This is a genomic window from Pseudomonas sp. D(2018) (genome assembly GCF_005502555.1).
Classification (GTDB): Bacteria; Pseudomonadota; Gammaproteobacteria; order Pseudomonadales; family Pseudomonadaceae; genus Metapseudomonas; species Metapseudomonas resinovorans.
The window spans coordinates 22653-36320 of record NZ_SCOK01000052.1 but is presented as its reverse complement, the minus strand read 5'-3'; the positions used below and the strand labels follow the sequence as shown (position 1 = coordinate 36320).

Genomic DNA, 13668 nt, shown 5'->3' with positions numbered 1-13668 from the left:
CGTTAAGCCCGCATACGTACCTTGCATTCTGCGCCGAAACGCGCAGATAGCCGACGAACACGCTAACTAAGTACGTTAAGCGGACGCACACGCCAAGCGGGCTAACTGAGGCATGGTGTTCTGCGATAATTAAAGCTGCATGGCCGCTTCTGGCCGATTCTGTTGGAAAAGTCCCACAGCGATTTTTGCCCACGAAATAGCCTTGGCTACGCTGAAATCTGGCCCGCTCAGAAGGTGGAACTGCCTCGGAATTCACGTAGCAACGCCAAAATCGAGTGATTTTTGAGCTGCCGAGATGCAGCTCTCTCAGAAACCGACTTTTTTAACACAATCGGCCGAAAGAAGCCCGCCGAAAGCCGCTCCTCCTGACCCAAACCGCCTACTCACGTTCTCACTAAACAATTGCCCCCTCATTTCCCCTGCTCATACCGCTCCAGGGTTTCCCGGGCGATCTGCCGGCCGAGCTGGATCAGTTCCGGCGCTTTGTAGAACTCGAAGAAGCGGCACACGCGCTTGGGCACGTTGATGAGGATGTCCGGCGGGTAGCCGGCGATCTTGTATTGGGCGAGTGAGGTTTGCATGACCTCGAAGCTCTGGTTCACCAGGTCCAGCAGGGAAGCGGGGCCGACGCTGGCAATGACTTCCGACCCGCTGGCGGATCGGGGGGCGCCGTGGGTTTCCGGGGCGGCGGCGGGTTGCTGCATTTGCGGTGCGGCGTTCTCCAGCCAGGGGTTGCCGCCGGGCAGGCTCTCCGGGTCGAGTATGTCGTGGGGTTCGAAACCGCTGCGTTTGAGGAAGGGCAGCCGCGAGCCCAAAGAGGCCATCAGCAGGTCGATGCGGCTCTTGATCGCCGGTGGGCGCTCGATCACCGGAAGCTGGTAGTCGCGCTGGGTGGTGGCGTTGAGGTTGACGGCGATGATCAGGTCGCAGTGGCTGGACACCACCGGGATGATGGGCAGCGGGTTCAGCAGACCGCCGTCCACCAGCATGCGGCTGCCCTGGACCACCGGCGTGAACAGGCTGGGTATGGCGGCCGAGGCGCGCATGGCCTGGTGCAGGCAGCCTTCCTGGAACCAGATTTCCTGTTGGTTGGTGAGGTCGGTGGCGACCGCCGTGTAGGGGATGGACAGGTCTTCGATGTTGATTTCGCCAACGATGTCGCGGATGCGCCCAAAGACTTTCTCGCCACGGATGGCGCCCAGGCGGAAGCTCACATCCAGAAGGCGCAGTACATCGAGGTAGTCCAGGCTTTCGGTCCAGTCGCGGTAGTGGTTCAGCTTGCCGGCGGCGTAGATGCCACCCACCACGGCGCCCATGGAGCAGCCGGCAATGCAGGCGATTTCATAACCGCGCGCTTCAATTTCTTCTATCACGCCGATGTGCGCATAGCCGCGCGCACCCCCTGACCCCAGCACCAGTGCCACGCGTTTGTTCATTCGGAATTCCCCCACCAACAGTGTTTCGACGATACGCCCGTGGCGGGGCGTCGCCAAGGCGCTCTGCAAACCTGCCAGGGCTAGTACACGAAGTTGAATGTTGTGAGTATCGGACCGTCTATCGAGACACTAGACTCTGCCGATCTTCACCACAGGAGTTGTATAGATGAAAGCCTGGATCAGCCTGCCTTTGATCGCCTTGTTGCTCGTCGGTTGCGCCGGCAAGACAGCTTTTCGCACGAGCTGCGCTTCAGAGCTCGATGCCGCCTGGAAGGAGCTGGACCTGGCCAAGGCCGAAGGTTTCTCCGGCACCGTGAGTTACTCCAAGGCGCTGAGCCTGCTCACCGCGGCCAAGACCCAGCAGCAGTTCGAAGCCTTCGAGGGCTGCACCAGCAAGGCCGAGAAGGCCCGCTTCTATATTCGCGAATCGCGTGCCGGCCGCTGACTCTCGAGCCGGTACTGACCCGGCGTGATTCCCTTCCAGCGCTTGAAGGCATGGATGAAGTTCGACACTTCGCCATAGCCCAGGCGCTCGGCAATTTCCTCCAGGCGCAAGGCGGTCGAGCTCAGCAGCTCTTCCGCCAGCGTCTCCAGCACTTCCTCCTGCAACTGTCGGAAGCTGGTGTCTTCGGCCGCCAGCTTGCGGCGCAAGGTGCGTGACGTCATATGCAGCGCCTGCGCCAGGCGTTCCATGTCTGGCAGCTGTCCCGGCCTGGCCAGCAGCAGGTCGCGGATGCGCCCGGCAAAGCCGGTGCGCGCCCGACGGCGGGCCAGGATGATCTTGCACTGCGCCTCGCAATGCTGCGCCACCTGCGGGTTGGCGCCGGGCAGGGGAAGGTCGAGCAGGGCGCGGGGAAAGACGATGCAGTTGCGGCTGGCACCGAATTGGGGCGTCACCCCCAGCAGTTCACGCCAGGGCGTGACGTCGGCGGGCTCGGGAATGCGGAAGCTGGCCCGGCGCACCGCAAGCGGGGCGTTGACCAGGTCGTGGTACACGCTGAGCGCACCGGAAACATCCCGCTCCAGCAGGAAGCCGCGCAGGTCGTCCGGCAGGTCCTGCTCTTCCAGGGTCAGCCAGGCGTCGTCGCCCTGTTCCTCCAGGTGCATGCTGTGGAAGGCGTAGGTCAGGTCCAGGTAGCGCAGGCCCAGTTGCACGGCGCTGCGAAAGGTGGCGCTGCTGAGCAGGGCGAAGCCCCAGATGCCGTAGGTGTTGAGGCGATAGCGCCGCCCGGCCTGCAGGCCCATGCCGGGATGCTGGCCGAGGTGTCGGGCGAGGTTGCGCAGCAGTTCGAGCTCCTGACTGGCGACGACCTCCGCACCGGGATCGCCGAGCAGGCACCAGTCCAGCCCGGTTCCGGCCAGGCATTGTTCCAGGGTGAGGCCCTGGTCGAGACCGAACTGGGTCATCAATTGCACGCTGATGGCGCTGCGGCGGGGTGGTCGGGGTGTGGGGCTGGGCATCGAGGCTTTGCTCTGGGTTGTCCGAAATTCACAATTTACTGTCCGACTATGCCATAACGCGCCGATTTACGCCGAACTAGCATGCTTCCATCACGCAGGCCCCGTGCCGGCGTGTCACTACCAATGGGAGATAACAATGACCAACAGTTCCCAGCCCGGTGCGCCCCTGCACGTGCTGATCATTGGCGCCGGCTTCGGCGGCCTGGGCCTGGCCATCCAGTTGCAGAAGGCGGGCATCCAGGACTTCCTGATCCTGGAGAAGGGCAGCGAAGTCGGCGGCACCTGGCGTGACAACAGCTACCCCGGGGCGGCCTGCGATGTGCCCTCGCACCTCTATTCCTTTTCCTTCGAGCCCAAGACCGACTGGTCGCGCAAGTACGCGCCCCAGCCGGAGATTTTTGCCTACCAGCGTCATTGCGCCGACAAGTACGGGCTGCACCGGCATATTCGTTTCGGTTGCGAGGTGGCGGGTGCGGAGTTCGATGAAGCCAGCGGCACCTGGCAGGTGCAGACCCGCACGGGCGAACGCTTCCACGCCCGGGCGCTGGTCAGTGCCTGTGGCCAGCTGAACCGCCCGGCCTGGCCGCGCATTCCCGGCCTGGACGGGTTCAAGGGCGAGCTGTTCCATTCGGCTCGCTGGAACCACGGCTACCCGTTGGAGGGGAAGCGGGTGGCGGTGATCGGCACGGGCGCCAGCGCCATCCAGTTCGTTCCGCAGATTGCCCCGAAGGTGGCACAGCTCACGCTGTTCCAGCGCTCGGCGGCTTATGTGATTCCAAAGTCGGACCGTGCCTACCAGCCCTGGGAGCTGGCGCTGATGCGGCGCCTGCCCGGGTTGCAGAAAGTCGACCGGATGCTCAAGTACATCCAGCATGAGTCGCGGGTGCTGGCGTTCTCGGTGTTCCCATCGTTGATGAAGCTGATGCAGTTCCGCTTCCGCCGACACCTGGCACGCGGCATCACCGACCCGGCATTGCGCCAGCGTCTGGTGCCGGACTACCCGCTGGGCTGCAAGCGCATCCTGATCTCCAACGATTTCTATCCCGCCCTGGCGCGATCCAATGTCGAGGTGATCAATACGGGCATCCGCGAGGTGACGGAGCGTGCGGTGGTCACCGATGACGGCCAGCATCACGAGGTGGACGCCATCATCCTCGGCACCGGCTTCACCGCCACGGATTTCCTCGCCCCCATGAGCATCCGCGGGCTGGGTGGGCGCGACCTGAACCAGGCCTGGCGTGAGGGCGCGGAGGCCTATCTGGGCGTCAGCGTCAGCGGCTTCCCGAATCTCTTCATCCTCTACGGACCCAATACCAACCTGGGGCACAACTCCATCATCTACATGCTGGAAAGCCAGTTCCGCTACGTACTCGACGGAATCCGTGCGCTGAGCGGTTTACGCTACCTCGACCTCAAGCCCGAGGTGCAACGCCATTTCAACCTGCGGCTGCAGCAGGATGTGCGTCACACCATCTGGGAGCAGGGCTGCAACAGTTGGTACAAGACCGCTGACGGCCGCAACACCAACAACTGGCCGGGATTCACCTTCAGCTACCGTCAACAGACTCGTCGCCTGGAACTGAATCACTATGAATGCACCCGTTGAATTCACTGCTCCCGAGCCCGGTCAGCCGCTGCTGCGGGCGACCCTGCGCGGTGCCCTGAGCCTGCTGTTCCGTGGCCTGATGCGGCCACCCATGCCGGTGGCGTTGCAGCGCCTGGTGCTGCGCTTTCTCACTGCCAGCACCCTGGCGCCCCGGGGCGTGGTGCGCGAAGGCGGGCAATTGGGCGGTCGCCCCTGCGAGTGGCACCGGCCCCAGGGCGGCAGCCACGTGGTGCTGCTTTACCTGCATGGTGGGGCCTTTATCACCGGCTCGCCTGCCACTCACCGGGCGATCACCGCCAGCCTGGCCAAGCGGGCCGGTGTGGCGGTGTGTGCGCTGGATTATCGGCTGGCACCGGAGCATCCCTTTCCCGCGGGGCGGGAGGATGCCGTGGCGGCCTACCGCGAGCTGCTGGAAGCGGGCTATCCGGCTTCGCGCATTGTCATTGGCGGCGATTCGGCGGGGGGGAACCTGACGCTCCTCTGTGCATTGGAGATACAGCGCCAAAACCTGCCCCAGCCGGCAGGGCTGGTCTGCTTCTCGCCGGCCACGGACCTCAGCGGCACGGCGCAGCACACTCCACCGGCCGGCGACCCGCTGATCCACCCGGCGTGGGTGGAGCAGGCGATGGACCTTTATTGCCCGCCCGGAATGGATCGCCGCGACCCGGCCCTGTCGCCAGTGTTCGCCGATCTCTCGGGGCTGCCGCCCATGCTGGTGCAGGTGGCCGAGGACGAAATCCTGCGCGATGACAGCCTGCGTCTGGCCAGACGGGTGCGTGAGGTCGGGGGCTGGGTGCGGTTGGAGCGTTATCCCGGCCTCTGGCATGTGTTCCAGGCTCACACCGGGGTGCTGCGCACGGCCGACCAGGCCCTGGCCAGTGCTGCGGACTTCATCTGCAAGCATGTCGAGGCGGAGGCCTGAGATGGACAACATCCTGATTACCGGCGCTGCGTCCGGCATTGGCGCGGCGACCGCGCGGCTGTTCCATGAACGGGGCTGGCAAGTGGGGCTGATCGACCGGGACGCCGCGGCGCTGGCCACCCAGGCGGCTGCCCTGGGCGGTGCCTGGCACCAGGCCCTGGATGTGACCGACCTGGCGGCCGTCGAAGCCGCGCTGGCGGACTTTTGTGGCTGCCACGCGGGGCAGTTGCGCCTGCTGTTCAATTGCGCAGGTGTGCTGCGCTTCGGCCATTTCGAGGAGATCGACATGGCCGAGCATGCGCGCATCCTCACGATCAACGTGCTGGGGCTCGTGCAGGTCACCCACGCGGCCTTTCCCTACCTCAAGGCCACCCGTGGCGCCCAGGTGATCAACATGGGGTCGGCTTCGGGCGTCTATGGCACGCCGCACATGGCCAGCTATTCGGCCTCCAAGTTCGCGGTGCGCGGCTTCACCGAGGCCCTGGAACTGGAGTGGCGCCGCCACGGCATCCGCGTCGGCGACCTGATGCCACCCTTCGTGCGCACGCCGATGGTCAGCAGCCAGGGTTTCGAGCCGCCGGTGCTGCGGCGCCTGGGGGTGAACCTGGACGCCGAGGACATCGCCCAGGCCGCCTGGCAGCAGGCCCAGGGTGCAGCGGTGCATCGGCCGGTGAGCTGGCTGTTCCGCCTGATGTACGGCGCGGGGCAGGTTTCGCCGGCCTGGGTGAACAGGGGGATCATGAAGCTGTTGAGCGGGGCGTGATGGATACAGGTGGCCGAGCGCAGGGCCAATTTGTTGACAGAGGAAGCCTGGACGCCGCCTGTCGCCACTTTTGTGACAATTTGTCCTGCTTTTCGGCAGACCGGCCGTGGTGGCGCTACCCTGCAAAATGAAAGCTGAAACAATCACTCGATGAGTGAGTCAGTGGCCAGGTCCGCGCGGGGCCTGGCCAGGGTCTGGCGCTGTGTCTGCAGAGTCGGCCCGGGGGCGGCACTGCGTGGTGCCGCGAGGCCGATTCCACCGGCTTCTCGGATTAGCGGAAAAGCGAAAAAGCGGAACTCTCATCCATCGCTAAGAGGAGGTCGTTTCATGAGCACAGCCTTCCACGATGATGTCAGCAGTAGTCTGTTGCGCCGCATGAAAGAAGGCGGTTTCGATTTTGCCCGTGTCCATCCGATCGAGTTTTACGCCATCTTCCCCGACGAGGACCGGGCGCGACTGGCGGCGAAGAATTTTCGTGGTGAGTCCTTGAATGCCCAGGTATCGGTACGCGCCGACGGGGTCTGGCACCTGCAGGTGAGCAAGGTGATGTACGCCACCCACACGGGAATCGGTGATTTCGAGCACGATCTGGAGGCCCTGGTGGTCCCGCTCGGCGGTGTGCTCGATGGCTGGGGCGTGACCCAGGAAGTGGGCGTCACGCGACCTTGAAGCCAGCCCGGTTCGTGGCGGTCAATTCGCTGCGAACCGGGCATTCCGGACAATTCTTCGGCTGGTTTTCCTTCCCCCCTCTGGCTCGCGTATTTCCTGCAAAAACATACACTTCCATTACTCGACCTCGGCATGGCCTTTGCCTCAGACTCCGCCAACGGAGGGGACCCCATGACCGACATCCTGATTCTTACCCACGCGGATTTCTGCCCACCCGGCCACCTGGCCACCGTCCTGGACCGAGAGCAGCGCGACTTCACCGTATTGCGCACGGACCTGGGCGAACTGGATGGCTACGACCTGGACCGGCCCAAGGCCGTGGCCATCATGGGCGGGCCCATGAGCGTCAACGACCCGCTGCCCTGGATCGGGGCGGAGGTCGACGCGTTGCGTCACTTCATCGCGCGCGATGTGCCGATGATCGGCCACTGCCTGGGCGGCCAGTTGCTGGCTCGTGCCCTGGGCGCCTCGGTGCACCGCATGCCCTACACCGAGATTGGCTGGCAGCCGCTGGAGAAGCGCGCGCTGGCGACGGACAACCCCTGGCTGGCGCACCTGCCACGGGAGTTCTCGATCTACCAATGGCACAGCGACACCTTCGACCTGCCTGAAGGCGCCCAGTGGCTGATGGACAGCCCCTGGTGCCCTAACCAGGGTTTTTCCTGGGGCAACAAGGTTCTGGGCCTGCAGGGCCATCCGGAAATGACCGAGGACCTGGTGCGGGGCTGGCTGACCGATTGGGCGCACCTGCTGGATGAGACCCAGCCCAGCCAGCAGGCCAGGGCACGCATGCTCGATGACCTGCCCACCAAGGTGGCGGCGCTGAACCAGGTGGCGGAAGGGTTCTACCGGAGATGGTTGAAGCTGGCATTTGGCTGAATGGCCTGTGGGGGCGATTTCAATCGCCAAGGGCAGCAATGCTGCCCCCTGCGGGCTCGAAGGGCAGGCCTTCGGCCTGCTTGGCGAATGAGTTGGCTGTGTCTGCGTTAGCTGTTGCTAGAGGGCAACCGGTGAACCTGGACGCTTGTAGGAGCCAGCTTGCTGGCGAAAATGTCCGCGTTCGCTAGCAAGCTAGCTCCTACAAGGGATTCCAGGACCTTCAACACTTTACGCAGACATAGCCAATGAGTTCGCCCCTACGGAAAGCAGTTCTCCCCGACAGGTACTTCTGCCTCCACCGCTAGTGCTTGATCATCACATGCCGCACCACGGTGTAATCCTCCAGGCCGTACATGGACAGGTCCTTGCCGTAGCCGGACTGTTTGAAGCCGCCGTGGGGCATTTCGTTGGTGAGCATGAAGTGGGTGTTGATCCAGGTGCAGCCGTATTGCAGCCGTGATGCCACGGCCGCGGCGCGGCCCACGTCGCGGGTCCAGAGTGATGACGCCAGGCCGTAGTCGGAGTCGTTGGCCCAGCGTACGGCCTCGTCCACGTCGCTGAAGGGCGTAACCGTCACCACCGGGCCGAACACTTCCCGCTGCACGATCTCGTCATCCTGTTTCGCATGGGCCACCACGGTTGGCTCGTAGAAGAAGCCGCTGCCGGCCACCGGCTTGCCGCCTGTGGCGATCTGGATGTGGGGCAGGGTGCTGGCGCGTTCGACGAAGCCGGCTACCCGCTCGCGCTGGCTCTGGGTGATCAACGGGCCGAGCTCGGTGGCCGGGTCGTTCTGCAGGCCGGTCTTGAGGCTGGACACCGCGCTGGCCAGGTCGGCCACGAAGTTGTCGTAGATCTTCTTGCCGGCGTAGATGCGGCAGGCGGCGGTGCAGTCCTGCCCGGCGTTGTAGAAGCCGAAGGTGCGGATGCCGGCGACCACGTCGGCGAGGTCCGCATCATCGAAGACGATCACCGGCGCCTTGCCGCCCAGTTCCATGTGGGTGCGTTTCACGCTGTCGGCGGCACTGCGGATGATGGCCTTGCCGGTGCCGACCGAGCCGGTGAGGGACACCATGCGCACCAGCGGGTGCGACACCAGCGGGCTGCCCACGGTCGGGCCACGGCCCAGGACGATGTTCACCACGCCCGCTGGAAGCAGTTCGGCGATGAATTCGGCCAGGCGCAGGGCGGTGAGGGGCGTCTGTTCCGAAGGCTTGAGTACCACGGTGTTGCCGGCCGCCAGTGCCGGCCCCAGCTTCCAGGCGGCCATCATCAACGGGTAGTTCCACGGGGCGATGGAGGCAATCACGCCGATCGGGTCGCGGCGGATCATCGAGGTGAAGCCTGGCAGGTATTCGCCCGCCGCCGATCCGGTCAGACAGCGGCTGGCGCCAGCGAAGAAGCGGAACACATCGGCCACTGCAGGGATTTCGTCGTTCAGCGCCGCGGCGTAGGGCTTGCCGCAGTTGTCCGACTCCAGCGTCGCCAGTTCTTCGGCATGGCCTTCGATGGTGTCCGCGAGCTTCAGCAACAAGGTGGCGCGGTCGCGCGGCGAAGTTCGCGCCCAGCCCTCGAAGGCTGCGTCGGCAGCGCGCACGGCCGCGTCGACTTGCGCTTCGCTGGCCTCGGGAATCTTCACCAGCACGGTGCCGGTGGCCGGGTTGAGCACGTCCAGCGCCTCGCCTTCGCCGGAGGCGAACTGGCCGTTGATCAGGAGTTTGGTTTGCATGAGACAGGTCCTCGTGCGGACTAGCCCCTCTCCCCCTGGGAGAAGGGTTGGGGTGAGGGAAGTTCGGTGTGGCTCGGACCACCCTCACCCCCGGCCCCTCTCCCGGAGGGAGAGGGGAGCAAAGCCGGGTGAGGGTATGCATGTGTGTTCACTTCCCACCCCCTGCCACTGCCTCGGTCCCCCGCGTGAGGTAGTAGGCGCCGAGAATGGGTAGCATGGTGGCGAGCATCACCAGCAGGGCGACGACGTTGGTCACCGGGACGTCGCGCGGGCGGCTGAGTTGGCTGAGCAGCCAGAGCGGCAGGGTCTGTTCGTGGCCAGCGGTGAAGGTGGTGACGATGATCTCGTCGAAAGACAGCGCGAAGGCCAGCATGCCGCCTGCCAGCAGGGCGGTGGCGATGTTCGGCAGGATGATGTAGCGAAAGGTCTGCCAGCCATCGGCGCCCAGGTCCATGGAGGCTTCGATCAGGCTCTGGGAGGTGCGGCGGAAGCGCGCGATCACGTTGTTGTAGACGATCACTACGCAGAAGGTGGCGTGGCCGACGACGATGGTGAAGATGCCCGGTTCGATGCCGAGGGCTTTGAACGCGGAGAGCAGGGCGATGCCGGTGATGATGCCGGGCAGGGCGATGGGCAGGATCAGCATCAGGGTGATGCTTTCCTTGCCGAAGAAGTCGCGACGATAGAGCGCGGCGGCGGCCAGGGTGCCGAGTACCATGGCCAGGGCGGTGGCCATGCACGCGACCTTCACCGACAGGACGATGGCTTGCAACACATCCTCGCGGCCGAACACCACGGCAAACCATTCCAGGGTGAAGCCTTGCAACGGGAAGCTGTAGGACGACTCCTCGGTGTTGAAGGCATAGAGCAGGATCACCAGGATCGGGAAGTGCAGGAACACCAGCCCGCCCCAAGCGGCCAGGCGCAGGCCCCAGGATGCTCGTTCAGAGTGCATCGAAAGCTCCCAGCCGTTTGGCGATGGACAGGTAAATGGCGATCAGCACGATCGGTACCAGGGTGAAGGCCGCCGCCAGCGGGATATTGCCCACCGAACCCTGCTGCACGTAGACCATGGTGCCGATGAACAGGCCGCTAGGCCCCACCAGCTGCGGAATGATGAAGTCGCCCAGAGTCAGGCTGAAGGTGAAGATCGAACCGGCCACCACGCCGGGGAAGGCCAGCGGCAGGATCACTTGGGCGAAGGTTTGCCGGGGCCTGGCGCCGAGATCCGCCGAAGCTTGCAGCAGCGACGGCGGCAGGCGCTCAAGGGAGGCCTGGATCGGCAGGATCATGAACGGCAGCCAGATGTAGGTGAACACCAGGAAGCGCCCGAGGTGTGAAGTGGACAGGGTGTTGCCGCCGACGCCGGGCACAGTCAGCAGGGCGCCCAGCAGACCCTCCAGGTGCAGTTGCTGGATCAGCCAGTAGAGGATGCCGCCCTTGGCCAGGATTACCGTCCAGGCGTAGGCCTTGACGATGTAGCTGGCCCACATGGGCAGCATCACGGCGATATAGAAGAAGGCTTTTTCTTTCGGCGTGGCAAAGCGCGCCATGTAGTAAGCGATGGGGAACGCCAACACCGCGCTGGCCAGGCTCACGGCGATGGCCATGGTCAGGGTGCGCAGGATGATGTCGTAGTTGGCCGGGTTGAACAGGGCGGCGTAGTTGGCCAGGGTCAGGTCCGGCGTCACCGCCATGGTGAAGTCATCGAAGGTGTAGAAACTCTGCCAGAGCAGGGCGAACAGCGAGCCCACGTAGACCACGCCGAACCAGAGCAGCGGCGGCGTCAACAGCAGCAGCAGGTAGAGCGTGGATCGGCGGTAGAGCAGGTTGGACAACCCGCGCAGCGGGCCGCTCTGATGGCTGGCGATGACGGTGCTCATGGCCTACTCGCTGAGCGCAACCATCGCGCTGCGCGCCCAGCAGGCGTCTACCTGCTGGCCGGGCTGCGGACGTGCACTGTCGGTCTCTTCGCCATTGGGCAGGCTGACCGCCAGACGCCCGCCACCTTCCAGGTTGAGCTCGTAGCGGCTGCTGGCGCCGAGGTACTGCACGTCGTGCACCGTGCCGCTGACCTGCAGTTCGCCGTTGCTGGCACTGCCGAAGCGCACATGCTCGGGGCGCAACGAGAAAGCGCCCATGTTGCCGGTGAGACGCTGGGCCAGTTCCCCGGAGAGGACATTGGCGGTGCCGACGAATTCGGCGACGAAGCGGGTACGCGGCTGTCGATAGAGGTTCTGCGGGCTGTCCACCTGCTCGATGCGGCCCTTGTTGAAGACCGCCACGCGGTCGGACATGGACAGCGCCTCGCCCTGGTCGTGGGTGACGAAGATGAAGGTGATGCCCAGTTGGCGCTGCAGCTTCTTCAGCTCCACCTGCATCTGTTCGCGCAGTTTCAGGTCCAGCGCGCCGAGCGGTTCGTCCAACAGCAGCACGCGCGGTCGGTTGATCAATGCGCGGGCCAGGGCCACGCGCTGGCGCTGGCCACCGGATAGCTGCGCCGGCTTGCGCTCGCCGTAGCCGGGCAAGGCGACCATGGCGAGCGCTTCCTCGGCACGGGCCAGGCGCTCGGCCTTGGCCACGCCTTTTACCTTCAGGCCGTAGGCGACGTTGTCGCGCACGCTCATGTGGGGGAACAGCGCGTAGTCCTGGAACACGGTATTCACATCGCGCTCATAGGGCGGCAGGCCGGCGGCCTCTTCGCCGTGGATGCGGATGGAGCCTGAAGTGGGTTGCTCGAAGCCGGCGATCAGGCGCAGGCAGGTGGTCTTGCCCGAGCCTGAGGGGCCAAGCATGGAGAAGAACTCGCCGTCGCGAATCTCGATGGACACCCGATCGACCGCCTTCACCTCGCCGTAGTGGCGGCAGACATCGGTGAACTGGACGGCTGTGGTCATGCTCGTGCTCCGGAGGATGGGCTCCCTCTCCCTCCGGGAGAGGGTTGGGGTGAGGGGGCGTCAGTCCTTGCGGTGTTACGGGTGGCTCGGATCAGCTCCCTCTCCCTCCAGGGAGAGGGGAGCTATCAGCGCCCGCCCATGATCGCGATGTAGTCCTGGGTCCAGCGACTATAGGGCACGAACTTGCCACCCTCGGCCTGCGGGGTTTTCCAGAAGGCGATCTTGTCGAACTGGTCATAGCCATTGGTGGCGCAACCGCCGGGGCCGAGGAGTTCGCTGCTGGTGCAGCCACCGGCAACCACGGGCAGGGAGCCGAACCAGGCGGCCAGGTCACCCTGGACCTTGGGCTGCAGGGACCAATCCATCCACTTGTAGGCACAGTTCGGGTGCTTGGCGTCCACATGCAGCATGGTGGTGTCGGCCCATCCGGTGACCCCTTCTTTCGGGAACACGGTAGCGACTGGCTGGCCTTCGGCTTTCAGGGTGTTGGCCATGTAGCCCCAGGTGCTGGAGGCGGCCACGCCTTCGTTCTTGAAGTCGCTCATCTGCACTGTCGCGTCGTGCCAATAACGGTGTACCAGGCTGTGCTGCTTGCGCAGCAGGTCGAGCACGGCGGCGTACTGTTCTTCGGTCAGTTGGTAGGGGTCCTGGATGCCCAGTTCCGGTTTGGCGGACCTCAGGTAGAGGGCGGCGTCGGCGATGTAGATCGGGCCGTCGTAGGCCTGTACGCGGCCCTTGTTAGGCTTGCCGTCGGCCAGCTCCTGTGGCTCGAAGACCACGGCCCAGCTATCGGGCGCCTGCTTGTACAGCTTGGTGTTGTACATGAGCAGGTTCGGCCCCCACTGATAAGGCGTGCCGTAGTGCTGGCCGTTGACCGTGTGCCAGGGGGCGTCCTGGAGGCGTTCGTCGAGGGTCTTCCAGTTGGGGATCAGGGCGATGTTGACCGGCTGCACCCGCTTGCCGAATACCAGGCGCAGCGAGGCGTCGCCGGACGCGGTGACCAGGTCATAACCACCCTTGGCCATCAGGCTGACCATCTCGTCGGAGGTGGCGGCGGTCTTCACGTTGACCTTGCAGCCGGTGTCTTTTTCGAACTGGGTTACCCAGTCGTAGTTCTTGTCCGACTCGCCGCGCTCGATGTAGCCGGGCCAGGCGATGATGTCGAGCTGACCTTCGCCGGCACCGACTTGCTTCAGCGGTTCGGCGGCCTGGGCGGAGGCAACGAGGCAGGCGCAACTGACGGCGAACGAAAGGAGAGCGGGGTTGAGCGAAGGCATTGTCGACTCCTGTTGTACATGACGTGCGGAGC

At 64.7% G+C, this 13668-nt stretch carries 13 protein-coding genes; 6 read left to right on the top strand and 7 right to left on the bottom strand.

The window, feature by feature from the left end:
* Window positions 1–410: 410 nt before the first annotated feature.
* Entirely contained in the window at window positions 411–1436 is a 1026-nt protein-coding gene (locus FFS60_RS23955) for a patatin-like phospholipase family protein (protein ID WP_028627210.1), read from the bottom strand.
* A 166-nt stretch (window positions 1437–1602) separates the two neighbouring features.
* On the opposite strand from FFS60_RS23955, the gene FFS60_RS23950 reads away from it, so the two are divergent.
* On the top strand, window positions 1603–1881 hold the full coding sequence (locus tag FFS60_RS23950; RefSeq protein ID WP_028627211.1) for a hypothetical protein: 279 nt from the start codon (window positions 1603–1605) through the stop codon (window positions 1879–1881).
* Here the strand turns inward: FFS60_RS23950 and FFS60_RS23945 are convergent.
* Window positions 1851–2897 (bottom strand): AraC family transcriptional regulator, encoded by a 1047-nt coding sequence (locus FFS60_RS23945; RefSeq protein ID WP_028627212.1) that lies wholly within the window; start codon window positions 2895–2897, stop codon window positions 1851–1853. The two genes, FFS60_RS23950 and FFS60_RS23945, sit on opposite strands and share 31 nt — an antisense overlap.
* Window positions 2898–3033: 136 nt before the next feature.
* Between FFS60_RS23945 and FFS60_RS23940 the strand changes: the two genes are divergently transcribed.
* The 5 genes from FFS60_RS23940 to FFS60_RS23920 all read left to right on the top strand — a co-directional run bounded on the left by FFS60_RS23940 (window position 3034) and on the right by FFS60_RS23920 (window position 7736).
* Window positions 3034–4503, top strand: a complete 1470-nt coding sequence (locus FFS60_RS23940; RefSeq protein WP_137823372.1) for an NAD(P)/FAD-dependent oxidoreductase — start codon at window positions 3034–3036, stop codon at window positions 4501–4503.
* Window positions 4487–5425: an alpha/beta hydrolase gene (locus FFS60_RS23935; RefSeq protein ID WP_137823371.1), complete on the top strand. Its 939-nt coding sequence runs from the start codon at window positions 4487–4489 to the stop codon at window positions 5423–5425. Before FFS60_RS23940 ends, FFS60_RS23935 begins: the two co-directional genes overlap by 17 nt.
* 1 nt (window position 5426) lies before the next feature.
* The gene (locus FFS60_RS23930; RefSeq protein WP_137823370.1) at window positions 5427–6188 is read left to right on the top strand and encodes an SDR family oxidoreductase; all 762 of its coding nucleotides are present in this window, start codon (window positions 5427–5429) and stop codon (window positions 6186–6188) included.
* A gap of 327 nt (window positions 6189–6515) precedes the next feature.
* A complete protein-coding gene (locus FFS60_RS23925; RefSeq protein WP_028627216.1) occupies window positions 6516–6857 on the top strand; it encodes a ribonuclease E inhibitor RraB in 342 nt (113 codons plus the stop codon).
* 171 nt (window positions 6858–7028) lie between these two features.
* Window positions 7029–7736, top strand: a complete 708-nt coding sequence (locus FFS60_RS23920; RefSeq protein ID WP_028627217.1) for a type 1 glutamine amidotransferase — start codon at window positions 7029–7031, stop codon at window positions 7734–7736.
* 301 nt (window positions 7737–8037) lie between these two features.
* Here the strand turns inward: FFS60_RS23920 and FFS60_RS23915 are convergent, their stop codons facing one another.
* The 5 genes from FFS60_RS23915 to ydcS form a co-directional block, all read right to left on the bottom strand.
* On the bottom strand, window positions 8038–9462 hold the full coding sequence (locus tag FFS60_RS23915) for a gamma-aminobutyraldehyde dehydrogenase (RefSeq protein ID WP_137823369.1): 1425 nt from the start codon (window positions 9460–9462) through the stop codon (window positions 8038–8040).
* 148 nt (window positions 9463–9610) lie between these two features.
* The gene (locus FFS60_RS23910; protein ID WP_137823368.1) at window positions 9611–10417 is read right to left on the bottom strand and encodes an ABC transporter permease; all 807 of its coding nucleotides are present in this window, start codon (window positions 10415–10417) and stop codon (window positions 9611–9613) included.
* On the bottom strand, window positions 10407–11345 hold the full coding sequence (locus FFS60_RS23905) for an ABC transporter permease (RefSeq protein WP_036996924.1): 939 nt from the start codon (window positions 11343–11345) through the stop codon (window positions 10407–10409). The genes FFS60_RS23910 and FFS60_RS23905 overlap by 11 nt, the downstream gene beginning before the upstream one ends.
* Window positions 11346–11348: 3 nt before the next feature.
* A complete protein-coding gene (locus FFS60_RS23900) occupies window positions 11349–12359 on the bottom strand; it encodes an ABC transporter ATP-binding protein (protein ID WP_028627221.1) in 1011 nt (336 codons plus the stop codon).
* Window positions 12360–12484: 125 nt separating this feature from the next.
* A complete protein-coding gene (gene ydcS, locus FFS60_RS23895; RefSeq protein ID WP_028627222.1) occupies window positions 12485–13636 on the bottom strand; it encodes a putative ABC transporter substrate-binding protein YdcS in 1152 nt (383 codons plus the stop codon).
* Window positions 13637–13668: the final 32 nt, after the last annotated feature.